A 23,971-nucleotide genomic window follows, 5' to 3' on the forward strand; every position below is an offset into this window, starting at 1 on the left:
CGAGGCAAGCAAGAGAGTTCTCCCATGGAATATTCCCCACGCGACCTCACCCAGCGCGAACGTTACAAGGTGCTGACCTCCTTCGTGCTGCCGCGGCCGATCGCCTGGGTGACGAGCCTCGGCGCCGACGGTGTGGTCAACGCAGCGCCGTTCTCGTTCTTCAACGTGTTCTGCGAGGATCCGCCGCTCTGCATGTTCGCGGTCAACCGCAGGCCCGACGGCCGCGAGAAGGACACCCTGGTCAACATCCAGCGGTTGGGCGAGTTCGTGGTCAACCTCACCGACGAGCCGCTGGCGCGCGCGATGCACGAGACGAGCGGCGACTTCCCGCCCGAGATCGGCGAGCCCGATTATCTCGGATTGAAGCTCGCGCCCTCCAGCAAGATCGCGGTGCCCCGGCTTGCGGATGCGCCGTTCGCGATGGAGTGCAAGACCTGGAAGCTGATCGACGTCAACGGCGACCGCCAGCTCATCATGGGCGAAGGCATCCATTTCCACATCCGCGACGAGTTGTGGGACCGTGACGCGATGCGCGTCCACATGGAACGCTACCACCCGATCGGCCGCATGTTCGCCGACCGCTACTGCCGCACCGACGACCGCGTGGTGTTTCCCGCGGCCGAGGGCGCGAAGACGAAATGACAAGGACAAGACAATGAGCGAAACATTCCGCGACAACGAAGCGCAGAGCCGGTTCGAGCTCGCCGTCGACGGCGCCACCGCCTTCGTGGTGTACCGCAAGACGCCGGACACGATCACGCTGGTTCACACCGAGGTGCCGCCGGAGCTCGGCGGCCGCGGCATCGGCTCGAAGATCGCCCGCGCCACGCTGGATGCGGTGCGCGCGCAGCGTGTCAAGCTGGTCGTGAAATGCGAATTCATCCAGGGCTTCATGAAGAAGCATCCGGAGTATGACGATCTGCTGGGGTGACCGCAGGGCGAGTTGGTAAAGCGTGTCATTTCGTCATGGCCGGGCTTGTCCCGGCCATGACGCGTTTCGTTACGATGCCGCCTGCTCGACCTTGTCCTGCGTCTTCGTTTCGAAATCGCTGGCGTCGTGGCGCTCGTGGAGCTGGCTCGACGGCTCGCCCCAGGTGCGGTTGACCATGCGGCCGCGCTTCACCGCCGGCCGTGCCGCGATCGCGTCGGTCCAGCGCTGCACGTTCTTGTAGTCCTGCACCGAGAGGAATTCGCCGCCGCCATAGAGCAGGCCCTTGGCAAGGCTGCCGTACCAGGGCCACACCGCCATGTCGGCGATGGTGTAGACATCGCCCGCGAGATACTCGTTGTCGGCGAGCCGGCGGTCGAGCACGTCGAGCTGGCGCTTCACCTCCATCGCGAAGCGGTCGATGGCGTATTCGATCTTGGTCGGCGCATAGGCATAGAAGTGCCCGAAGCCGCCGCCGAGATAGGGCGCGGCGCCCATCTGCCAGAACAGCCAGGAGAAAGTTTCGGCGCGGGTCTTGACGTCGGTCGGCAGGAACGCGTCGAACTTCTCCGCCAGATAAACCAGGATCGAGCCCGACTCGAACACCCTGATCGGCTCCTTCCCGCTGCGGTCCATCAGCGCCGGGATCTTCGAGTTCGGATTGACCGCGACGAAGCCGCTGCCGAACTGGTTGCCGTCGATCTTGATCAGCCAGGCGTCATATTCCGCGGCCTTGTGACCCGCCGCCAGCAGCTCTTCCAGCATCACGGTGACCTTGACGCCATTCGGCGTCGCCAGCGAGTAGAGTTGCAGCGGATGGCGGCCGACCGGCAGTTCCTTGTCGTGGGTGGGACCCGCGATCGGCCGGTTGATGCTGGCGAAGCGCCCGCCGCTTTCCTTGTTCCAGGTCCAGACTTTCGGCGGCTCGTAGGCAGAAATGTCATTCACGTCGTTGGCTCCCGATTCATGTTCTTGCCGGGTGGCGCGGCGGCCGCCGTGCCCATCCCATGTCCGCACTAGATGGTGCGCAGGCTGCGCCTTGCCCACCCCGCACGATCGCATTTTCTATCCAGCGGAATGCATGGCGAGGGATGCACCGGAGCAGCGCCTGCACGCAAGATCGCCGTGGCCGAAACCCGCTTGGCTTCGCTGACCGTGATGCGCTAGCGTTGCAGGGGGCTGATGCCAACAAGCACAAGAAGCAGCCGCCGGGAGAGAACCAGTCCATGAAATCACCGATTTGCGACATGCTGGGAATAGACTTCCCCCTGCTCGCCTTCAGCCATTGCCGCGACGTGGTGGCGGCGGTCAGCCGCGCCGGCGGCTTCGGCGTGCTCGGCGTGACGGCGCATTCGCCGGAGACACTGGAGCAGGAGTTGAAGTGGATCGATGCGCATGTCGACGGCAAGCCCTATGGCATCGACGTGCTGATCCCGGAAAACATCTCGACCGCGGGCGAGAAGAACGTCACCTGGAAAAGCCTCGAGGCACGCGTCTCGCAGGAGCATCGCGACTTCACCCGCAATCTGCTAAAGAAATACGATATCGAGCTGACCAGCCGCAACGTCGCCGACAACCAGCCGCAGCCGTTCGACGCCGAGACCGCGCTGCAATTGCTCGAGGTCTCGTTCCGCCATCCGATCAGGCTGATCGCGAATGCGCTCGGCGTGCCGCCGAAGGCGATGATCGAAATGGGCCGCAAGCATGGCGTGCCGGTGGCGGCATTGGTCGGCTCCAAGGAGCACGCGCTGCGCCAGGTCGCGGCCGGTGTCGATATCCTGGTCGCGCAGGGCACCGAGGCCGGCGGCCATTGCGGCGAGGTCTCGACCATGGTGCTGGTGCCCGAGGTGATCAAGGCGGTCAAGAAGATCCGCGACGTGCCGGTGCTCGCCGCTGGCGGCATCATGACCGGCAGCCAGATGGCGGCCTGCATGGCGATGGGCGCGGCCGGCGCCTGGACCGGCTCGGTGTGGCTGGCCACGGTGGAATCGGAGACCTCGGAGATCTTCCGCGAGAAGATGATCGCGGCCTCCTCGCGCGACGCGGTGCGCTCGAAGGGCCGCACCGGCAAGCCGGCGCGGCAGCTCCGCTCGGTCTGGACCGATGCGTGGGACCGCTCGCCGGAAAGTCCCGGCGCGCTGCCGATGCCGCTGCAAAGCATCATCAGCCGCGACGCCTTCAACGCCATCGACCGTTCGGCTGCGGCCGGCAACGAGAAGGCCCGCGACCTCGTCAGCTATTTCGTCGGCCAGGGTGTCGGCCTGGTCGACAGCGTCAAGTCCGCCGGCGCCGTGGTGCAGGAGTTCAAGGAAGAGTTCGTCGAGGCCGTCGAGCACATGAACGCGCTGGTGGCGGAGTGACGATCCCTCCCCGTCATTGCGAGCGAAGCGAAGCAATCCATCTCACTTCAGCGGAAGTGTGGATTGCTTCGTCGCTTCAGCGCAAAGTTGCTTTGCAATTTTGTCGCGAGCTCCTCGCAATGACGCCCAGTACAACTATCGAGTCCAAGACCGCAGAGTGAACCAACAAGAATGTCGAACAGCATCCCCGAAGACCGCATTCCCGTCATCGTCGGCGTCGGCGAGATCGTCGATCGCCCAAAGGACATCGCCGCCGGCCTCGAACCGCTCACGCTGCTGGAAGAAGCGCTGAAGCGCGCCGAGGCGGATAGCGGCGCCAAGCTGCTGTCCGACGTACAGTCGCTGGACGTCGTCAACTTCCTGAGCTGGCGTTACCGCGATCCCGAGAAGCAGCTGGCGCAGCGGCTCGGCATTGCGCCCGCGCATCTCTATTACGGCCCGGTCGGCGGCGAGAGCCCGATCCGCTATTTGCACGAGGCGGCACAGCGCATCGCGCGCGGCGAATGCAGCGTCGCCGCGGTCTGCGGCGCGGAGGCGCAATCGACCGCGACCAAGGCGCAGCGCGCCGGCGTCGAGCTGCCGTGGACGCCGTTCGCCCATGATGTGGAAGAGCCGAAGCGCGGCGCCGCATTCCAGAAACCGATGGCCGTTGCGCTCGGCGTGTTCAGGCCGATCACGGTCTATCCGCTCTATGAGTCCGCTACATCGGCGTATTGGGGCCAGACGCCGCGCGAGGCGCTGAAGGAATCGGGCGAGTTGTGGTCGACCTATGCGCGCGTCGCCGCCGACAATCCGAACTCGTGGCTGAAGAAGACGTTCACCGGCGACGAGATCACCACGGCCACGCCCGACAACCGGATGATCGCCTGGCCGTATACAAAGCTGATGGTGGCGAACCCGACGGTGAACATGGGTGGTGCGCTGATCCTGACCAGCCTCGCGAAAGCGCGCGCGGCCGGCGTGCCGGAGGAAAAACTGATCTATCCGCTCGGCGGCGCCTCGGCGGAAGAGCCGCGCGACTATCTGATCCGCGACCAGTTCGTCGAAAGCCACGCGCAGACCGCCGTGCTGAAGGCGGTGATGGATCTCGTCGGCGGCGATGGGAAAAAGTTCGACGCGATCGAGCTCTACAGCTGCTTCCCCTGCGTGCCGAAGATGGCGCGCCGGACGCTCGGCCTCGGTGCCGACGTGCAGCCGACCGTGACGGGGGGTCTTACGTTCTTCGGCGCGCCGCTCAACACCTACATGACGCACTCGGCCTGCGCGATGGTGCGTAGATTGAGAAGCGGCGGCACGCTCGGCCTGCTCTACGGCCAGGGAGGCTTCGTCACCAAGCATCATGGCCTCGTGCTGTCGCGCGCGGCGCCTCAGGCCGTGCTCAAGCAGGACACTTCCGTGCAGGCGGAGGCCGACCACAACAGGCGCAACGTGCCGGACTTCACCGCCGAGGCTGCGGGAAAAGGCCAGGTCGAGGCCTTCACCGTGATCTATCGCGCCAACGGCGAGGTCGAGCACGGCGTCACCATGCTGCGCACCGAGGACGGCCGCCGCACGCTCGGCCGCATCCCGGCGAGCGACACGGCGACGCTGGCCTATCTGCAGGACATGGACCGCACGCCGGTCGGCACCACAGGCAACATCGTCACCGCCGACGATGGCATGCTGGAATGGCGGGTGGGGTAGCAGTTCTCCCTCGCCCCGCTCTTGCGGGGCGAGGTAAGAAGGCGCCTTGCGCTTTACCCCTTCACGTCCTGCTTTTCCGAAGCCGTGGTCGGCTTGCCCTTGGCGCCGGCACCGGTGACGCGGACATGATCGCCGTCGGCGAGTCCGTCCGGCGGAGCGGTGATGATGCGGTCGTCGGGCGCGAGGCCGGTGGCGATCTCGATCTCCTTGCCGAGGTCGCGGCCGATCTTCACGGTCTTGAACAGCACCTTGTCGTCCGGACCGACGGTTGCGACCCGCAGGCCGCTGCTGTTGAAGATCAGCGCGCTGGCGGGAATGCTGAGCGGCGTGGATTCACGCTGCAGGTTCAGCTTCACGCTGGCATAGCTGCCCGGCATCAATTCGCCGGAGGAGTTGTCGAGCCCGAGTTGCATCCGCGTCGTGCCGGAGGCGACATCGACCGCCTGCGAGGAGGCTTCCACCGTCGCCTGGAAGGTGCGGCTCGGGTAATCCGGCAGTGCCAGCGTGGCCTTGGCACCGATCTTGATCGCCGGGACGTAATTCTGCGGCACGTTGACATAGACGCGCAGCTTGGTGATGTCCGAGATCGTGAACATCGCCGGGCCCGAGTTACCGCCGGCGTTGATCAACGCGCCGACGTCGGTGTCGCGCGAGGTCACCACGCCGTCGAACGGCGCCGTGATCTTCTTGTAGCCGGCGAGCGCTTCCAGCCGCTCGACATTGGCCTGGCCGGCCTTGACCGCACCGTTCTTGTTGGAAAGATCGGCGGTGCGCTCGTCGATCTCCTGGGCGGAGACGAAGTTCGAGGCCACCAGCGTCTTGCGCCTGTTCAGCGTGGCTTCGGAGAGCTTGGCCGAGGCCTGGGCGCTGGCGAGATCGGCGCGCGCCTGCAGCAATTGCTGGTCGAGGTCGGGCGCCTCGATCTCGGCGATCACCTGGCCGGCCTTGACGCGGGCGCCGATGTCGGCGTCCCAGTTCTTGAGATAGCCGGACACCCGGGCATAGATCGGCGCGCGGGAATAGGCCTCGAGCCGGCCCGGCAGGTCGATCGTCGGGCTCAGCGCCTTGGCATTGGGCAGCGCCACCGCGACCGTCGGAATGGCCTGGTCGTCGGTCCATTCCTTCAGCCGTGTGTCCTGTTCCTCACGGGCGCGGATCCCGGTGCCGACGATCAGGCCCGCCCCAACCAGGGCCACCACGCCGAAGATGCCCAGCTTCCGGCGTGAGACCGGGGGGCGCTGTTCAGTGGGCGGCATGCGGAATCTCCGATGAGGCGGCGGCTTTGGCGCCTTGCTTCTTGTGTACCATGCTGAATACCACGGGAACAAACATCAGGGTCGCGAAGGTGGCGAAGATCAGGCCGCCGATCACGGCCCGGCCCAAGGGCGCGTTCTGCTCGCCACCCTCGCCCAACCCCAGCGCCATCGGCGCCATGCCGATGATCATGGCGAGCGCGGTCATCAGCACCGGGCGGAACCGGACGAAGCCGGCTTCCAGGGCCGCCGCGACGGGATCGCCGAGTTCCTCATAGCGCTCGCGGGCGAAGCTGATCACGAGCACGCTGTTGGCGGTCGCCACGCCCATGCACATGATGGCGCCGGTGAGCGCCGGCACCGACAGCGTGGTCTCCGTCGTGAACAGCATCCAGACGATGCCGGCGAGCGCGGCGGGCAGCGCCGTGATGATCACGAACGGATCCGACCAGGACTGGAAGTTCACGACGATCAGGAAGTAGATCAAGACGACGGCGCCGAGCAGGCCGAACAAGAGGCCGGTGAAGGCCGAGTTCATGGTCTGCACCTGGCCGAGCAGCACCACGGACGAGCCCTTCGGCACCTCCTTGGCGGTATCGGCGATCAGCTTGCGCACGTCGGTCGCGACGCCGCCGAGATCGCGGCCTTGCGTCGTGGCGTAGATCTGCACCAGCGACTGGATGTCATATTGCGACACCACCGCGCTCGAGGTCGCGCGCTTGATGTCGGCGATGCCGCCGAGGATCGGCGCCTGGGTGTTGCCGGTCGCGGTGATCGGCAGGGTCTGCAGCGCGCTCAGCGAGTCGATCTGGTATTGCGGCGTCTGCATCACGATCGAATACGACACGCCGTTGTCGGGATTGAGATAATAGGTCGGCGCCACCTGCGAGGAGCCGGCGAGGTTGACCACCAGCGAGTTGGTGACGTCGCGCTCGGTCAGGCCGACATATTGCGCGCGGGTGCGGTCGACATCGATGTTGAAGGTCGGGTTGTTCGGCGACTGCTGGATCCGCGCATCGGCGATGCCGGGGATGCGTTTGATCCCGGCCAGCAGCTTGTTGGCATAGGCGAAGTTGGCCTCGAGATTGGCGCCGCGGATCTGCAGATCGATCGGCGCCGGCGCGCCGAAGTTCAGAATCTGGCTGACGATGTCGGCCGGCAGGAACGCGAAGCTCGTACCCGGGAACAGCCGCGGCAATTGCTCACGCAGCGTGCGGACGTGCTCCTCGGTCGGCTTGTGGCCTTCCTTCAGGCGGATCTGGATGTCGCCGTCCTGCGGACCGATCACGCCGGTGTTGTTGTAGGTCATGTTGATGCCGGAGATCGGCATGCCGATGTTGTCGGTCATGGTCTCGATCTCGCCGGGCACCAGCTTGCGGATCGCCTTCTGGATGTCGGCGAGTTGGTTGGCGGTCTCCTCGACGCGGGTGCCGACCTGGGTGCGGACATGCATCAGGATGTTGCCGGCGTCGACCGACGGGAAGAAGTTGCGCCCGAGGAACGGCACCAGGAGGAACGACGCCGCAACCACCGCGAGGAAGCAGCTCACGAACACCGTGCGGTGACCGAGCGCCATCGCGAGCAGGCCGCGATAGCCGCCGCGGATGCGCTCGAACCGCGCCTCGAAGCCGCGCTGAAACCAGACCAGGGGATTGCGCGACTTCGGCGGCGCGCCCTCATGATGCACATGCGCCTGCAGCAGATAGTTCGCCATGGTCGGCACCAGCGTACGCGACAGGATGAACGACCAGATCATCGCGAACATCACCGCTTCGGCCATCGGCACGAACAGGAAGCGCGCCACGCCGGTGAGAAAGAACATCGGCACGAACACGATGCAGATACAGAGCAAGGAGACGAAGGCCGGCGTCACGATCTGGTTGGCGCCGTCGAGGATCGACTGCTCGACCGGCTTGCCCTGCTCGAGGTGATAATTGATGTTCTCGATCGTCACCGTGGCATCGTCGACGAGGATGCCGACCGCGAGCGCGAGGCCGCCGAGCGTCATGATGTTCAGCGTCTCGCCGATCAGGGACAACATGATGATGGCGCCCAGCACCGACAGCGGGATCGACACCGCGATGATGACGGTCGAGCGCCAGCTGCCGAGGAACAAGAGGATCATGATGCTGGTGAGCAGGGCGGCGATCACGCCCTCGAAGGCGACGCCGGTGATCGCGCCGCGGACGAACACCGACTGGTCGCCGATGAAGCCGATCTTGAGCGCATCCGGCATCTGATCCTTGACCTCGATCACCTTCTGCTTGATGCCGGAGATGATATCGAGCGTCGAGGTGGCGCCGGCCTTCAGCACCATCATCAAGACCGAGCGGTTGCCGTCGACATGGACGATATTGGTCTGCGGCGGGTTGCCGTCGCGCACCGAGGCGACGTCCCGCACGTAGACCATCGCGCCGTTGACCTGCTTGATCGGCAGGTCGCCGAGCTCCTCGAGCCGCAGCGGCGAGTTGTTGAGGTTGATGGTGTATTCGAAATTGCCGATCTTCTGCGTGCCGACCGGCGTGATCAGGTTCTGCGCGGCGAGCGCATTGGCAACGTCCTGGCCCGACAGGCCGCGCGCCTGCAGCGCGGTCGAATTGAGGTCGATCTGGACCTGACGCTGCTTGCCGCCGAACGGATACGGGATCGCGGCACCAGGCACGGTGACCAGCGGCGTGCGCAGCTGGTTGATGCCGATATCGGCGAGGTTCTGCTCGGTCAGTCCTTCGCCCGACAGCGCGACCTGGATGATCGGTACCGTCGAGGCGCTGTAGTTCAGGATCAGCGGCGGCGTCGCGCCCGGCGGCATCTGCTTGAGCAGGGTCTGCGAGATCGCGGTGACCTGCGCGTTGGCGGTGCGGATGTCGACGTTGGGCTGGAAGAAGATCTTGATGATACCGACGCCGTTATAGGAATTGGCGACGATGTGCTCGATGTCGTTGACGGTCGTGGTCAGCGCGCGCTGGAACGGCGTGGTGATGCGGCCGGACATCTGGTCCGGCGGCAGGCCGGTGTACTGCCAGACCACGCCGATCACGGGGATGCGGATGTCCGGGAAGATGTCGGTCGGCGTGCGCAGCGCCGCCAGCGGTCCGATAATCAGCAGCAGGATCGCGAGCACGACGAAAGTATATGGCCGGCTCAGCGCGATACGGACCAGTGCGATCATAAAACAAGCATTCCCGAAATGAAGCCCGCCCAGGCAGAGGAATCGACATTGCAAAAGCCGTTCCGCAGCGGCCGATTTACCCGATGGCAGGCAAAACGCCAACCCGCGGTGCCGCGGCGGCTTTCACTTCCTCGGCATAGTGCGTGAGGTTGCGCGCTCCGACCGGCCATGCCGGGCGCGGTGCCGCCGATCGCGCGCGGATCGTCGTCAAAAAGAGACGGCTCAGCTGCAAATGCGAGCCGGCCGACGATGCTATTTGGCCGACGCGAGCTTAATGCATCGCTGCTCTGCGAAAATGTAAAATGTGGTGGGCCGGGTCAGCCCACCACGTCGGCATCGGTTAGTTGAAGGATGGCGGCCGTCCGAGCGGCGGCGCCGGATCAGGCGGCGCGGACGGCGTCGAGGAACTTGCTGACCTCGACCTTGAGGCGGCTGCTGTCGCCCGAGAGCGACTGGGCTGCCGACAACACCTGGCTCGACGCCGAGCCGGTTTCGTTGGCACCGTGCTGGACGTCGGCGATGTTGGCCGAGACCTGCTGGGTGCCCTGCGCCGCCTGCTGCACGTTGCGGGAGATTTCCTGCGTCGCCGCGCCTTGCTCTTCGACCGCGGCGGCGATGGTGGACGAGATCTCCGACAGCCGTTCGATGGTCGAGGAGATTTCCTTGATCGCGCCGACCGACTCCTGGGTCGCAGTCTGGATACCGGCGATCTGCTGGCCGATCTCGCCGGTCGCCTTGGCGGTCTGCTCGGCCAGCGCCTTCACCTCGGACGCTACCACGGCGAAGCCGCGACCGGCCTCGCCGGCACGCGCCGCCTCGATGGTCGCGTTCAGCGCCAGCAGATTGGTTTGGCCGGCAATGGTGTTGATCAGCTCGACGACGTCGCCGATCCGCGCGGCGGCCTTCGACAGCTCGCTGACGCGATCGTTGGTGGTGCGCGCCTGGCCGACGGCATCGCCGGCCATCCGTGCCGACTCCTGCACCTGGCGGCTGATCTCGGTCACCGACGACGACAGCTCCTCGGTCGCCGACGCCACCGACTGGACGTTGGTCGAGGCCTCCTCGGACGCGGCGGCAACCGACGTGGTCAGCTCCTGCGAACGCCGGGCGGTCGACGACAGCGTGCCGGCGGAGGCTTCGAGCTGCGTCGAAGCCGACGACACGGTCTGCACGATCTCGCCGATCATCTGTTCGAAATTGCGGGTGATGGTATCGACCCGGCGGCCGCGCTCGATCTTCGCTTCGGCGTCGGCAGCCGCGGCTTCATCGGCCGCCTTCTTGGCGACCAGGGCTTCCTTGAACACCTGCAGCGTATCGGCCATCGCGCCGATCTCGGTCTTCTCGCCCTGGTGGGGCACGTTCGCAGTGAGGTCGCCGCGGCCCAGCGCCTGCATCGGGCTCACGATCGAGGCGATACCGGCGGAGACGTCGCGGATCATCAGGAAGCTGACGCCGACGCCGACGATGATGGCGGCACCGAGGATCGTCGCAACCAGCATGACGGCCGACGCGTAGCTGTTTGCCGCCTCCTGCGCCGCCTTGTCAGCGCCGGCATTGTTGAGCTCGATGTCCTTGCGCAGGATCTCGTCGGCCTCGAGGCCTATCTTGTTGACGGTCTTCGCGTTCAGCTCATGCGCTTCGTGCGGGATCTTGCCGATATCCCTGCGCGACAGCGCCATCACCTCCTCGGTACCCTTCTTGTAGCGGGTCCATGCGTCGACCCATTGATTGTAGAGCCCGCGCTCCTCGGGGGAGGCGATCAGGGGCTCATAGGTCGCGCGGATCTTGAGATTGGCGTCGACCACCGAAGTCAGGGTCTTTTCCTGCGCGAGCTTGTCCTCCAACGTCTCCGCCAGCATGTGCTCGCGGACCACGTTGCGATAGGTGATGACGCCGGCGCGCAGGTCGCCGAGCGCACGCACGCTCGGCAGCCAGGTTGTCGTGATGTCGACGGTGTTGGCATTGATCGACCGTAAATTCACGACCGCGAGCAGGCCCATGCCGGTCATCGCGACAAGCAGGAACGCAACCACGGCAATAATCTTGGCGCGGATCGAGAATTTGGCGAACATCGTGAGGTCTCTTGATATCGGGCTCGCGAAGCCCGATCGAATGGCTGGGGGCGCGGCGGGGCGCCGCAGACATCAAAGCCAGCCCCCCTCCTTAAGTAGGGTTAATTTGGTTCCCCGTTGAACTACTGAGACGCGCTTCGACGACGTGGCATGATGCACGCCAGTCGCATCACGGCATCAATGCCAGCGCATCCGAGAAAAACTCCGGCCCGCCGAAATTGCCTGATTTCAGGGCAAGCGCCATCTCGCCTCTCCCGGCGCCGACCGCTCGCAGAACCGGCACGCCGGCAGCGATTTCCGCACCGACCAGGAATCCCGGGATGCGCAGGCGATCGACCACGGCGCCCGAAGTTTCACCACCGGCGACCACCAGCCTGTGCACGCCCGACTGCACCAGACCATCCGCGATGTCGGCCATCGCCTGTTCGATGGCATGCCCGGCTGCATCGCGACCATGACGGGATTGCACAGCTGCCACCTGATCCGGGGTCGAGCTGCTCGCAATCAGGATCGGCCCCGCCCCGAGCCGGTCTCTGGCCCAAGCGAGCGCGCGCTGCGCCTCGTCCTTGCCGGCGACCACGCGCTCGGGATCGAGGTGCAGGACCGGCATCACCTTCTCGGCGTTGGCGATCTGGCGCAAGGTCGCCTGCGAGCAACTGCCGGCAAGGCACGCTGCCGGGCCGCCGACCGGCGTCGCCAGCATCGCATCCGCCGTATCCGGTTTGGCCTTGCTCGCGGCGACCAGCGCCCGCGCCAGGCCAAGCCCGATGCCGGAAGCGCCGACCGAAAGACGGTGATCCAGCGCCACCAGCCCGATGGTCTCGAGGTCACGGTCGAACACCGCATCGACGATGGCGGCGCCGATGCCGCTTTGCACGAGCTCGGCGAGCTTTGCCCGGACGGCGTCCGCGCCACGGCTCAGCGTCGCCAGATCGACCAGGCCGACCTTGGTCGTGCTTTGCCGCGCCAGCACGCGAACCAGATTGGAATCATGCATCGGGTTGAGCGGGTGGTCCTTCAGCGGGCTCTCGTTCAGCGGCACTTGGCCTACGAACAGATTGCCCTGATAGACGGTGCGACCGGTTTCCGGGAATGCCGGCGTCACCAGCACGATCGTATCCTTTGAATCCGCGCGCAGCGCGTCCATCACGGGGCCGATATTGCCGGCATCGGTGGAATCGAAGGTCGAGCAGATCTTGAACAGGATATGCTTGGCGCCGCGGCCGCGCAGCCAGGCCTCCGCCGCACGCGAACGCGTCACGGCGAGGCCGGCCTCGATCGAACGGCTCTTCAGCGACACCACGACAGCGTCGACCTCGGGCAGCGCGAGATCGTCCGCGGGCACGCCGATGGTCTGCACCGTGCGCAGGCCGGCGCGGGTCAGCGTGTTGGCGAGATCGGAGGCGCCGGTATAGTCGTCGGCGATGCAACCGAGAGACAGCTTTCCGGCTGATGTCACGGCTTCACTCCGGCATAGGGCTTGAACCAGGCGAGACCGTCGGTGGTCTTGCCGCGCGGATTGTATTCGCAGCCGACGAAGCCGCCATAGCCGAGCCGGTCGAGCTCGCCGAACAGGAACGGATAGTTCAGCTCCTCGCCATCGGGCTCGTTGCGCGAGGGGATCGACGCGATCTGGATGTGGCCGATGATCGGCATCATCTCGCGCAGCCGCGTGGTGACGTCGCCATGGATGATCTGGCAGTGGTAGATATCGAACTGCAGCTTCAGGTTCGCAATCTTGAGCTCGTTGATCAGGTCGCGCGCGAAGATGAAATCGTTGAGGAAGTAGCCGGGCACGTTGCGCGGATTGATCGGCTCGATCACGACGTCGAGGCCGTGCGGCGCGAAGAACTCCGCGGCATGGGCGACCGATTTGCGAAACGCGGCGACCGCCCTGGCATCGCTGCGGTCGGCTATTCCCGCCATCAAGTGCACCCGCTTGACGCCGGTCGCCTGGACATAGGGCAGCGCGGTCTTCAGGCTTTGCTGGAGGTCGGCGAAACGGTCGGGCAGCGCGGCAAACCCCTTCTCGCCGGCGTTCCAGTCGCCCGGCGGCAAGTTGAACAGCGCCTGCGTCAGCCCATTGCCTTTCAGCCGCTTGCCGACCTCCTCGGCCGGATGGTCGTAAGGAAACAAGAACTCGACCGCGGTGAAGCCTGCTTTCGCCGCCGCCTCGAAGCGGTCGAGAAACGGGACCTCGTTGAACATCATGGTCAAGTTGGCGGCAAAACGGGGCATTGCAGGATCCTCTTATTTCTCGCCTGGAAGCTTGGTGCCGGTAACCTGCGCATACATCCGCGCCACCGACGCATCGTCGTCGCGGCCCATGCCGGCGGCCGCGGTCATCAGGAACATCTGCAAGGCCGCGGCCGAGACCGGCACGGGGAAGCGTGCATTGCGCGCCATGTCCTGGATGATGCCGAGGTCCTTGACGAAGATCTCCACCGCGCTGCGCGGCGCATAGTCGCCATCGAGCACATGCGGCATGCGGTTCTCGAACATCCAGGAATTTCCGGCGGAGGCGGTGATCACCTCATAGACCTTGCGGATATCGAGGCCCTGCTTGGCGGCAAAGGCGATCGCCTCCGAGGCGGCCGCGATATGCACGCCGGCCAGCAGCTGGTTGATCATCTTGAACGCAGCGCCCTGCCCCGCGGCATCGCCGAGCTCGTAGAGTTTTGCCGCCATCGCATCCAGCGCCGGCCGCGCCTTCGCAAACGCCGCCGCGCTGCCGGAGGCGAGAATCGTCAATTCGCCCTGCGCCGCGCGCTGCGCGCCGCCGGAGATCGGGGCGTCGAGATAATGCCGGCCGGTCGCCTCGAGCTGTTTTGCGAGACGCCGCGCGATATCGGGATCCATGGTCGCCGAGGAGATGAAGACCGCGTCCTTGGCCAAGGTCTCGGCGACGCCGTCCTTCCCGAACAGAATCCCTTCAGTTTGCGCGGCATTGACGACGACGCTGACGACGATGTCGGCATCCCGGGCCGCCTCGGCCGGCGACCTGGCGCCCTTGCCGCCGTCGGCGACGAAGCGCGCCACCGCATCGGCCGACACGTCGCAGCCGGTCACCTCGAAACCGGCCCGCCTGAGCGAGGTCGCCATGCCGTATCCCATCGAGCCCAGCCCGATGACGGCGACACGTGATGTTGCGGAACTGGACATGTGGCGATCCCTGAACATTTTTAGTTGTTTGAGCATGATCTTTTCGGAAAACCGGCTGCCACTTTGCGCCAGCGCGGGCCGCCGGGTCCGGATCATGCTCGTTGCTGCTTGCCTATCACGGCTTGGCCGCGCTGCCAAAGCATGAGACAAAGCGGAAAACGGATTCCAAAGATGACGCCACGAGCGAAACCGGATGAGCGAAACAAAGCTTCGTGAGGACATCTGCCGCTTCGGCCGCTCGCTGTTCGAGCGCGGCCTGACGCCGGGCTCCTCGGGCAATATCAGCGTCCGGCTTGCGGACGGCGGCTGGCTGGTGACGCCGACCAACGCCTCGCTCGGCTTCCTCGATCCGGCGAAAATGTCACGGCTCGACGGCAACGGCCGGCTCGCCTCCGGCGACGCCCCGACCAAGGAAGTGCCGCTGCATACCGCGCTCTACCAGACGCGCGCCTCCGCCGGCGCCGTGGTGCACCTGCACTCGACCCATTCGGTCGCGCTCTCGATGCTGCCCGAGATCGACCCGCGCGCCGCGCTGCCGCCGATGACGGCCTATTACGTCATGAAGTGCGGCCAGACTGCGCTGGTGCCCTATTATCGCCCCGGCGATCCGGCCGTTGCCGACGCGATCCGGGGGCTGGCCGGGAAATATTCGTCGGTGCTGCTCGCCAATCATGGGCCCGTCGTGTCGGGCAATACGCTGGAAGCTGCGGTGTTCGCGACCGAGGAGCTGGAGGAGACCGCAAAGCTCTATCTGCTGCTGCGCGGGCTGAACCCGCGCTATTTGTCGCCCGACCAGGTGGCAGATTTGACCAGGACGTTCGGGCTCGTGCAGCCGGATCACCCTCACTAGATCAAGCGGAGGATCGATATGCGGAAGACAGTCATGATGAGGTTCACAGGCTTGGCGTTAGCGGTTCCGTTCGCCGTCGGCCTTGCGGTGTCTGACGCACGGACCGAAGAGACCTTGCAAGGCATGCTGGCAACCCAGCTGCGCGCGCAGGGCTATCCTTGCGACAAGCCGCTCAAGGCCGAGCGGGACGACAAGCTCTCGAAGCCCGACAACGAGGCCTGGACGCTGACATGCAGCAACGCGACCTACCGCGTCAGCCGCGTGCCGGACCTCGCCGCCAAGGTCGAAAAGATCGACGAGGGCAAGTAGGCTGCGTGGGTGCGGAGCACTATCCTCCCCGTCATTGCGAGAGCGAAGCGACGAAGCAATCCATCTCTCCTTGGGTGCGAGAGATGGATTGCTTCGCTGCGCTCGCAGTGACGGTGAGCGCTACAGCCCCAGATACGCTTTCCGCACATCCGGATTGCCGCTGATCTCGGCCGCGGTGCCCTGCATCAGCACGCGGCCGGTCTGCAGGATGTAGGCGCGGTCGGCGATCTCCAAGCACTCGGCCATACGCTGCTCGACGATCAGGACCGTCATGCCGGCGTCGCGGATGCGCTTCACGGCCTGGAAGATCTCGTCGACCAGTTTCGGCATGATGCCCTGCGAGGGTTCGTCGAGCATCAGAAGCCGCGGCCGCGTCATCAGCGCACGGCCGATCGCGAGCATCTGCTGCTCACCGCCGGACAAGGTCTCGGCACGCTGGTCGAGCCGTTCGCCAAGCCGCGGGAACAGCTTGAACACCAGATCGAGCGGCGCATCGCGGTCGGATTGGCTGCGATAGAGATAGCTGCCGAGCCGCAGATTGTCGCGCACCGACAGCCGCGGAAACAGCCGGCGGTTCTCCGGCACGTAAGCGATGCCGCTTGATGTAATGACGTGCTGCGGCTGGCCGTCGATGCGCTTGCCGTCGAAGGTGACGGTGCCTGCGCGCGGCCGCTCGGCGCCGGCGATCGATTTGAGCAGCGTCGACTTGCCCGCGCCGTTGGCGCCGGCGACGCAGACGATCTCGCCCTTGGTGACGTCGATCGACACCGAGGAGATCGCGACCAGGCCCTGATAGGCGGTGGTGATTTCACGCACCGACAGCATGACGATCCCCGAGATAGGCAGAAATGACTTCCGGATTGCGGACGACCTCGGTCGGCTTGCCCTCGACCAGCACCTTGCCGAGATTGAGCACAATGGCGCGGTCGACCAGCGGCATCACGATCTCCATGACGTGCTCGACCATCAGCACGGTGATGCCGGCGGCGCGGACCTTGCGCACCAGCTCGACGCCGGTCTGTGCCTCGACCGGCGTCAGTCCGGTGAGGACTTCGTCGAGCAGCAGCAGCTTCGGCTCGGTGGCGAGCGCGCGGGCGACCTCGAGCCTGCGCTTCTCGGACGGGACGAGGTCGGCGGCAAGCTTGTCGGCGCGCGCCGCAAGTCCGCAGAACTCCAAGACCTCATAGGCCTTCTGCCGCGCGATACGCATCTTGGTGTTGCGGATCAACGCGCCGACGATGACGTTGTCGATCACGGTCATGGTCTCAAAACTCTTGACGACCTGGAAGGTGCGCCCGACGCCTCGCTGGCAGCGTTCCGCCGCCGGTAGCTTGGTCACGTCCTCGCCGTCGAAGATGATCGAGCCCTGGGTGGGCGGCAGCACGCCCGCGATCAGGTTGAACAGCGTCGATTTGCCAGCGCCGTTCGGGCCAATCAGGCCGACGATCTCGCCGCGCCCGACCGAGATCGAGACGTCGCTGTTGGCGACGAGGCCGCCGAAGCGCTGCCAGACGCCACGGGTTTCCAGAAGCGGCGTCATCGTGCGGCTCCCTTGCGCAGGGAGAATACGCTGACCAGGCCGCGCGGCAGCGCCAGCGAGATCACGACGATCAGCGTGCCGTAGACGATGAGGTCGACGCCGCGCCCGGAGCCGCCGATGAACGAGCGCGTCAGCTCGGTGAGCGGGATCAGGATGACCGCGCCGAGCACCGGCCCCCACAAAGTGCCGATGCCGCCAAGCACCGCGGGCAGCGCCATCAGCAGCGAGAACTGGAAGCCCATCACGCTTTCAGGATCGATGTAGGAGACGAACTGGGCGTAGAAGCTGCCGCCGACCGCAACGAGGAAGGCCGAGACCGCCGCCGCGCCCATCTTGGAATTGAACACGACCACGCCGAGGCTTTCGGCCGCGTCCGGGTTGTCCTTCACCGCGCGCCACCAATAGCCCCATTTGGAATCCTCCAGCCACCAGGTGACGAACCAGGCGATGCAGGCCAGCGCCAGCGCGAAATAGAAGTAAGGCAGCTTCGAGCGCGTGAACTGGAATTTCAGCCAGCTGTCGCCGCGCACCGGGATGTCGATGCCGAGCGCCGCGCCGGCCCAGTCCCAGTTCTGGATCAACAGCAACGCGATCTCGGCGATCACGATGGTCGCGATCACGAAATAATGCCCGCGCAGGCGGAAGCAGGGATAGCCGAGCGCCATCGCGATCAATGCGGAGATCGCCCCGCCCGCCAGCATGCCGAACCACGGCAGCACTCCGAACTTGGTGAACAAGAGCGCGGTGGTATAGGCGCCGAGCCCGAAATACAGCGCATGGCCGAGCGAGATCTGCCCGCAATAGCCGGACAGGATGTTCCAGCTCTGCGACAGCGCCGCATACATCAGCGTCAGCACCATGATGTTCTGGACGTAGACGTCCTTGACGAACAGCGGCACCAGCGCGGCGATCACCGCGAGGCAGGCCGCCACGATCAGGTCACGCCTGCGGCGTTGGGCGAAGTGGGTGTCCATCACATCGATCCGAACAGGCCACGTGGGCGGATGAAGACGACCAGCAGGTAAACGGCATAGATGCCGACCGATTTCAGCGACGGCGGCAGGATCAGCGCGGTGGTCGCCTCCACCAGGCCGACGATGATGCCGCCGGCGAAGGCGCCGAACACGCTGCCGAAGCCGCCGAGCGCCACGGTGACGTAGGCGATCAGGGCAAACGACGCGCCGACATCGGGATAGACGTAGAAGAAGATCGCCATGATGGCGCCGGCGAGGCCAACCAGCGCAGCACCAAGGCCCCAGCCGAGCGCGAACACCCGGTTCTTGTCGATGCCGACCAGCGCCACCGCGCCGGCGTCCTCGCGCGTCGCTTCGAGCGCGCGGCCGAAATCGGTGCGATTGATGAAGAAGTAGAGCGCGACGAAGGCCGCGATCGAGAGCATCGCGCCGATCAGCTGCGGCTCCGGCAGATAGATGCCGGCGATCGACACCGTCTTACCGCCGACCCAGGAGTTGGTGACGCTGCGGTAGTCGGGCGTGAAGAAGAACTGGGCGAGGCCCCGCATCACGATCGCCAGGCCGAAGGTCGAGAAGATCTGCACCATACCGGCATTGGCCTTGGCGCGCATCGCGAAGCGGACGATCAACAGATAGACCACCGCGCCGAACACGAACAGTGCCGCGGCGACCAGCGGCGCCGAGAGCAAGGGATCGATCGCGAAGAACGCGAACAGGAAGAAGGTCGCGTACATCGCGATCATCAGGAATTCGCCGTGCGCGAAATTCACGACGTCCATCAATCCGAAGATCAATGCGAGGCCTGCGGCGATCAGTCCGTAGAGCAGCCCCATCAACAGGCCGCTCGCCAAACTCTGGATAATGGTCTCGGCTGTCACCGCTGCGCCCCGATCAAAATCTGTCTCCAGCGTCGTCCTGGCGAAGGCCAGGACGCATAACCGCAAATGCATCGGGAGGAGAGATAACAACCAATCATCGCAAAACGCCTGCCTGGGTTACGCGACGAGTGCAAGCACTCGCGCGGGGGTCCCGGGTCGCGCTTCGCTTGCCCGGGACGACGGTGAGAAAGCGCCCGATCGATCAGCTGTTCATCGGCCAGATCGCCTCGGAGACGGCGGCCTGTTCCGGGAAGATCGTCACGAAGTTCTTCGCGGAGTACTGCAACAGCACCGGATCGGCGAAGTTGTTCTGCCCCATCTCGTCGAACTTGACGCGCCGCCACGGCATGATGGTCTGATCGCCCGGCATGTCGGTGGCGACCAGCGCCTCGCGGATCTTCTCGCCGTCGGTCGACTTGGCGCGGTTGATGGCGTCCGCCATCACGATCAGGCCCATGAACTGGCGCGACGAATAGTCGTTGAAGTCCTTGCCGGATTTGGCGCGGTACATCTCGTTGATCAGACCGACCATCGGCCGCTTCTGCGCCAGGTCGAGCGAGAAGCTGCCGCGCGAGATCACGCCCTCGAGCTTGTCGCCGACCGCGTCATAGGTCGCCTTCTCGGAGAAGCCGGCGTCCTGCGCCATGATGTTCTTCGGCTTGTAGCCGAGCTCGGCCATGGTCTTGACCAGGAGGATCGCGTCGGTGGTGTAGCTCGACGGCATCAGCACGTCGGCATTCGCCGCCTTGAGCTGCTGCACCTCGGCGGTCAGCGACGGCGAGTTGGCGCGGTACTTGATGTCGGCCACGATCTTGTAGCCGCGCTCGGCGGCGAGCTTGGTCTGCGCGTTCGCCGAATCGGTGCCGAAGATGGTGTCCTCGTGGAACAGCGCCAGCGTTTCGATCTTCTGGCCCTTCTTCTTCATCGCATCGAAGAAATCGAACATCGCGGTCGAGAACATCTCGTCATGCGGCGAGGCGCGGAAATAGTATTTCAGGCCGCGGCGATGCAGGCTCGGTGAGGAATTGTCGGCCGAGAGGAACGGAACGCCATAGCGCTCGCAGATTTGGCTGACGGTGACGGCGACCGCGCTCTGATAGGTGCCGATCACGGCGCAGACCTTGTCCTGCGTGATCAGGCGCTCGGCTTCGGCGCGGCCCTTCTGCGGATCGGCCTGGTGGTCGGCGAACACGAGCTTGACCTTGGCGCCGCCGAGGCCGGACAGGCCCTCGCCCTTGGCGAGCGGCAGCGCGAAATCATAATTCTTGTTGATGATGTCTGCCGCGGTCTCGAACGCACGCTGCGCGTCGACGCCGATCTGGGCGCTGGCGCCCGAGAGCGGATAGATCACGCCGATTGCCACTTCACTGGTCTGCGCGCGCGCGGCCATCGGACCGAGCGCCGCGGCGGCAGTGGCACCCAGCAACACGTTACGGCGAGAGATCGTCATCGAAATTTCCCCTTGATCAGCTTGTTATTATCGATGTGACGCTTGTAGCGCGCAGTAAAGCCTCAATGAATTGCACGAATTGCCTATTCAGAGCACAGCGAGCTGCTTGTTCCTGAGATCGGTCACCAGCATCAGGCCCGGCGAATGCGTGATCGCGAACGGCAGCTTCGCGCTTGCGATCACCGATTGCGGCGTGACGCCACAGGCCCAGAACACCGGGATCTCGTCATCGGCGACCGGTACCGCATCGCCGTAATCCGGCTTGGCGATATCCTTGATGCCGATCGCATGCGGATGGCCGAGATGGACCGGCGCGCCATGCACGGACGGAAAGCGCGAGGTGATCTGCACCGCGCGGATCGCATCCGCCGGCTTGAACGGGCGCATCGACACCACCATGGGTCCCGCGAACGGCCCCGACGGGTTGCAGGCGATATTGGTCCGGTACATTGGCACACGCAGATTGCGTTCAATGTGACGGATCGGCAGGCCCTCATCCAGCAGGGCCTCTTCAAACGAGTAGGAGCAGCCGAGCACGAAGGTGACGAGATCGTCGCGCCAGTATTTGGTGATGTCGGTCGGCTCGTCCGCCACCTCGCCGTCGCGCCAGACCCGGTAGCGCGGCACGTCGGTGCGGATGTCGAGGTCGAGGCCAAGCGCCGGAATGCGGGGATCGCCGACGTCGGACATGCCGATGATCGGGCACGGCTTCGGATTGAGCTGGCAGAAGCGGTGGAAGGCGCCGGCGAGCTTTTCCGGCAGGATCGCGAGATTGCCCTGGACGAAGCCGTTGGCGAGACCGGCCGTGGTGCCCGAGGCCACGCCGTCACGGCAGGCGCGGCGCGCTTCGACGCTCGCCAGCACTGGCTCCCCCTGAGATCGCTGCACTGCCGCAAAAACAGTCATGGGATGCTCCTGCCCATAATCTCGACAAGGACAAACCAACACCAAGCGTGATATAATGTCTAATCGTCCTTTCTAATCAAAATCGATAAAATGAATTTATCGATCGGGAAAATGCTTCCAATGACGGACTTCCGCTCGATCGAGACATTCCTTTGGGTCGTTAAGCTCGGCAGCTTCCGCGGCGCCGCCCAGCGGCTCAACACCACCCAGCCGGCGATCTCCCAGCGCATTGCCCAGCTCGAGCGCGAAATGGGCGTCAAGCTGCTCAACCGCGACCACCGGGTGGCCTCGCCGACCCCGAGTGGACGGCTGATGATGATCTATGCCGAGAAGCTGATCGGCCTGCGTTCGGAGATGATGGCCGAGGTCGGCGACCGTTCGGCCATGCGCGGCGCGCTGCGGCTCGGTGTCGCGGAGACCATCGTGCACACCTGGCTGCCGCGCCTCGTCAAGAGCGTCAACGAGGTCTACCCGAACCTGTCGCTGGAGATCGAGGTCGACATCACGCCCAATCTGACCGCGCGGCTGCTGGCACAGGAGATCGAGCTCGCCTTCGTGCTTGGGCCGGTCTCGGCCTCCGGTGCGCACAACCATGTGCTGTGCGATTACCCGATCGGTTTCCTGGCGAGCCCGGCGCTCGGCCTCGGCGACGGCCCGGTGGCGCGGCAGAACCTGGCGCGGTTTCCGATCATCACCTTTCCGCGCAAGACGCAGCCCTACGAGACCGTACGCGCATTGTTCAACGCCCCCGATCTGCCGCCGATCCGGCTGCACGCCTCGACCTCGCTCGCGACCGTGATCCACATGGCCAATGAAGGGCTTGGCATCGCGGTGATCCCGGCGGCGATCGTCGAGAACGAGCTTGCCGACGGGCGGCTGCAACTGCTCGACACCGACCTCAAGCTGCCGCCCCTCACCTTCACCGCGAGCTGGCTCGCCTCGCCCGATGCGGTCGCCATCGAGCGCGTCGCCAATCTCGCCCGGCAGATCGCGCAGGCGAGCGTGGCGGTTGACGGCGCGAGAGTGGCGCGTCATTGAACGATTGCCGGATAATCGAACGTCATTCCGGGATGGTCCGAAGGACCAGACCTCAGGTGCGCAACCGCGCACCGGGGAATCTCGAGATTCCGGGTTCGATGCTGACGCATCGCCCCGGAATGACGAAAATAAAAATGGACTGACGACATGAGCCGAGCCGCCACCAACCTGCAGATCGATTCCGCCCGCCTCTGGGGCACCATCCACGAAACCGCGCAGTTCGGTGCAACGCCCAAGGGCGGTGTGCGGCGGTTGACCCTGAGCGCCGAAGACAAGCAGGTGCGCGACTGGTTCCGCAACGCGTGCGAGGACGCCGGCCTCGAGGTGCAGGTCGACGCGCTGGGCTCGATGTTCGGATTGCGGAAAGGACGGGACATGTCGAAGCCGCCGATCGGCGTCGGCTCGCATCTCGACACCCAGCCGACCGGCGGCAAATATGACGGCGTGCTCGGCACGCTGGCGGCGCTCGAAATGGTGCGCACGCTCAACGATGCCGGCATCGAGACCGAGCTGCCGATCTGCATCTGCAACTGGACCAACGAGGAAGGCTCGCGCTTTGCGCCGGCGATGATGGCCTCGGCCGCTTATGTCGGCGACTTCACCACCGACGACATCCTGTCGCGCAAGGACGCCGAAGGCGTCACGGTGGCGCAGGCGCTGGACACGATCGGTTATCGCGGCGACGCCCCGGTCGGCCGCCAGAAGTTCACCAGCTTCGTCGAGCTGCATATCGAGCAGGGGCCGATCCTGGAGGCCGAGAACAAGACCATCGGCGTGGTCGATTCCGGACAGGGCGTGTTGTGGTACGACGGCAAGATCACCGGCTTCGAGAGCCATGCCGGCTCGACCCCGATGCCGCTGCGCCGCGATGCGCTGGCGACGCTGTCTGAGATCGTGCTGGCGATGGAGAGCATCGCGAAGAAGCACGGCCCGAAGGCGGTCGGCACCATCGGCGAGGCCGTGATCGCCGCGCCCTCGCGCAACGTCATCCCCGGCGAGATCGCCTTCACGGTGGATTGCCGCAGCGCCGACGCCGCGATCATGGATGCGCTGGATCGCGACCTGCGTGCCGCCGTGAGCGAGATCGCAGCAAAGCGCAAGGTCGAGGTGCAGCTCGATCTCGTCTGGCGCAAGGCGCCGACGCATTTCGATCCCAAGCTGGTCGACGCGGTCGAGAACGCGGCCAAGCAGCTCGGCTATTCGCACCGCCGCATCACCTCCGGCGCCGGCCACGACGCCTGCAACCTCAACACGGTGATGCCGGCAGCAATGGTGTTCGTGCCCTGCAAGGATGGCATCAGCCATAATGAGCTGGAAGATGCCAAGCAGACCGATTGCGCCGCCGGCGCCAACGTCCTGATGCATACGGTGCTGGCGCTTGCCGGCGTCGCGTCCTGAT

Annotated in this window: 21 protein-coding genes; 8 read left to right on the plus strand and 13 right to left on the minus strand. The window is 65.3% G+C overall.

Annotated elements, in window-relative coordinates:
• Nucleotides 1–24 precede the first annotated feature (24 nt).
• Together E2I15_RS14635 and E2I15_RS14640 are read left to right on the plus strand one after the other, a co-directional pair.
• Nucleotides 25–642 carry a flavin reductase family protein gene (locus E2I15_RS14635; RefSeq protein ID WP_137476543.1) on the plus strand — a complete coding sequence of 206 codons (618 nt, stop codon included), beginning with the start codon at nucleotides 25–27 and terminating at the stop codon, nucleotides 640–642.
• A 13-nt stretch (nucleotides 643–655) separates the two neighbouring features.
• The gene (locus E2I15_RS14640; RefSeq protein ID WP_137476544.1) at nucleotides 656–931 is read left to right on the plus strand and encodes a GNAT family N-acetyltransferase; all 276 of its coding nucleotides are present in this window, start codon (nucleotides 656–658) and stop codon (nucleotides 929–931) included.
• A gap of 69 nt (nucleotides 932–1,000) precedes the next feature.
• Here the strand turns inward: E2I15_RS14640 and yghU are convergent, their stop codons facing one another.
• A complete protein-coding gene (gene yghU / locus E2I15_RS14645; protein WP_137476545.1) occupies nucleotides 1,001–1,876 on the minus strand; it encodes a glutathione-dependent disulfide-bond oxidoreductase in 876 nt (291 codons plus the stop codon).
• A gap of 278 nt (nucleotides 1,877–2,154) precedes the next feature.
• Between yghU and E2I15_RS14650 the strand changes: the two genes are divergently transcribed.
• Together E2I15_RS14650 and E2I15_RS14655 are read left to right on the plus strand one after the other, a co-directional pair.
• On the plus strand, nucleotides 2,155–3,288 hold the full coding sequence (locus E2I15_RS14650) for a nitronate monooxygenase (RefSeq protein WP_137476546.1): 1,134 nt from the start codon (nucleotides 2,155–2,157) through the stop codon (nucleotides 3,286–3,288).
• A gap of 171 nt (nucleotides 3,289–3,459) precedes the next feature.
• On the plus strand, nucleotides 3,460–4,971 hold the full coding sequence (locus E2I15_RS14655) for an acetyl-CoA acetyltransferase (RefSeq protein WP_137476547.1): 1,512 nt from the start codon (nucleotides 3,460–3,462) through the stop codon (nucleotides 4,969–4,971).
• Nucleotides 4,972–5,024: 53 nt separating this feature from the next.
• On the opposite strand, the gene E2I15_RS14660 is transcribed toward E2I15_RS14655, so the two are convergent.
• From E2I15_RS14660 to ltnD, 6 genes are all read right to left on the minus strand, one after another.
• The gene (locus E2I15_RS14660; RefSeq protein WP_137476548.1) at nucleotides 5,025–6,227 is read right to left on the minus strand and encodes an efflux RND transporter periplasmic adaptor subunit; all 1,203 of its coding nucleotides are present in this window, start codon (nucleotides 6,225–6,227) and stop codon (nucleotides 5,025–5,027) included.
• The gene (locus E2I15_RS14665) at nucleotides 6,214–9,393 is read right to left on the minus strand and encodes an efflux RND transporter permease subunit (RefSeq protein ID WP_137476549.1); all 3,180 of its coding nucleotides are present in this window, start codon (nucleotides 9,391–9,393) and stop codon (nucleotides 6,214–6,216) included. The genes E2I15_RS14660 and E2I15_RS14665 overlap by 14 nt, the downstream gene beginning before the upstream one ends.
• Nucleotides 9,394–9,773: 380 nt before the next feature.
• Nucleotides 9,774–11,465, minus strand: coding sequence for a methyl-accepting chemotaxis protein (locus E2I15_RS14670; protein WP_137476550.1), 1,692 nt, complete (start codon nucleotides 11,463–11,465; stop codon nucleotides 9,774–9,776).
• Between the two features lie 169 nt (nucleotides 11,466–11,634).
• A complete protein-coding gene (gene otnK, locus E2I15_RS14675; protein WP_137476551.1) occupies nucleotides 11,635–12,924 on the minus strand; it encodes a 3-oxo-tetronate kinase in 1,290 nt (429 codons plus the stop codon).
• A complete protein-coding gene (gene otnI / locus E2I15_RS14680) occupies nucleotides 12,921–13,703 on the minus strand; it encodes a 2-oxo-tetronate isomerase (protein ID WP_137476552.1) in 783 nt (260 codons plus the stop codon). Before otnI ends, otnK begins: the two co-directional genes overlap by 4 nt.
• A gap of 12 nt (nucleotides 13,704–13,715) precedes the next feature.
• Entirely contained in the window at nucleotides 13,716–14,627 is a 912-nt protein-coding gene (gene ltnD, locus E2I15_RS14685; RefSeq protein ID WP_026192488.1) for an L-threonate dehydrogenase, read from the minus strand.
• A 193-nt stretch (nucleotides 14,628–14,820) separates the two neighbouring features.
• Between ltnD and otnC the strand changes: the two genes are divergently transcribed.
• Complete coding sequence (otnC, locus tag E2I15_RS14690; protein ID WP_137476553.1) at nucleotides 14,821–15,477, plus strand: 3-oxo-tetronate 4-phosphate decarboxylase; 657 nt, start codon at nucleotides 14,821–14,823, stop codon at nucleotides 15,475–15,477.
• A 33-nt stretch (nucleotides 15,478–15,510) separates the two neighbouring features.
• A complete protein-coding gene (locus E2I15_RS14695) occupies nucleotides 15,511–15,786 on the plus strand; it encodes a hypothetical protein (RefSeq protein WP_137476554.1) in 276 nt (91 codons plus the stop codon).
• A 120-nt stretch (nucleotides 15,787–15,906) separates the two neighbouring features.
• On the opposite strand, the gene E2I15_RS14700 is transcribed toward E2I15_RS14695, so the two are convergent.
• From E2I15_RS14700 to E2I15_RS14725, 6 genes are all read right to left on the minus strand, one after another.
• Complete coding sequence (locus tag E2I15_RS14700) at nucleotides 15,907–16,611, minus strand: ABC transporter ATP-binding protein (RefSeq protein ID WP_137476555.1); 705 nt, start codon at nucleotides 16,609–16,611, stop codon at nucleotides 15,907–15,909.
• The gene (locus tag E2I15_RS14705; RefSeq protein ID WP_137476556.1) at nucleotides 16,595–17,326 is read right to left on the minus strand and encodes an ABC transporter ATP-binding protein; all 732 of its coding nucleotides are present in this window, start codon (nucleotides 17,324–17,326) and stop codon (nucleotides 16,595–16,597) included. Before E2I15_RS14705 ends, E2I15_RS14700 begins: the two co-directional genes overlap by 17 nt.
• The gene (locus E2I15_RS14710; protein ID WP_137476557.1) at nucleotides 17,323–18,300 is read right to left on the minus strand and encodes a branched-chain amino acid ABC transporter permease; all 978 of its coding nucleotides are present in this window, start codon (nucleotides 18,298–18,300) and stop codon (nucleotides 17,323–17,325) included. The genes E2I15_RS14705 and E2I15_RS14710 overlap by 4 nt, the downstream gene beginning before the upstream one ends.
• Nucleotides 18,300–19,178 carry a branched-chain amino acid ABC transporter permease gene (locus E2I15_RS14715; protein WP_026192487.1) on the minus strand — a complete coding sequence of 293 codons (879 nt, stop codon included), beginning with the start codon at nucleotides 19,176–19,178 and terminating at the stop codon, nucleotides 18,300–18,302. The genes E2I15_RS14710 and E2I15_RS14715 overlap by 1 nt, the downstream gene beginning before the upstream one ends.
• 202 nt (nucleotides 19,179–19,380) lie before the next feature.
• On the minus strand, nucleotides 19,381–20,628 hold the full coding sequence (locus tag E2I15_RS14720; RefSeq protein WP_137476558.1) for an ABC transporter substrate-binding protein: 1,248 nt from the start codon (nucleotides 20,626–20,628) through the stop codon (nucleotides 19,381–19,383).
• 87 nt (nucleotides 20,629–20,715) lie between these two features.
• Nucleotides 20,716–21,534: a putative hydro-lyase gene (locus E2I15_RS14725; protein ID WP_137476559.1), complete on the minus strand. Its 819-nt coding sequence runs from the start codon at nucleotides 21,532–21,534 to the stop codon at nucleotides 20,716–20,718.
• A 120-nt stretch (nucleotides 21,535–21,654) separates the two neighbouring features.
• Here E2I15_RS14725 and E2I15_RS14730 point away from each other — a divergent pair, with 120 nt between their 5' ends.
• Nucleotides 21,655–22,572 (plus strand): LysR family transcriptional regulator, encoded by a 918-nt coding sequence (locus E2I15_RS14730; RefSeq protein ID WP_137476560.1) that lies wholly within the window; start codon nucleotides 21,655–21,657, stop codon nucleotides 22,570–22,572.
• 147 nt (nucleotides 22,573–22,719) lie between these two features.
• Nucleotides 22,720–23,970 (plus strand): Zn-dependent hydrolase, encoded by a 1,251-nt coding sequence (locus E2I15_RS14735; RefSeq protein ID WP_137476561.1) that lies wholly within the window; start codon nucleotides 22,720–22,722, stop codon nucleotides 23,968–23,970.
• Nucleotide 23,971 lies beyond the last annotated feature (1 nt).

The sequence above is a fragment of the Bradyrhizobium sp. BR2003 genome (genome assembly GCF_009720285.1).
Taxonomy (GTDB): Bacteria; Pseudomonadota; Alphaproteobacteria; order Rhizobiales; family Xanthobacteraceae; genus Bradyrhizobium; species Bradyrhizobium elkanii.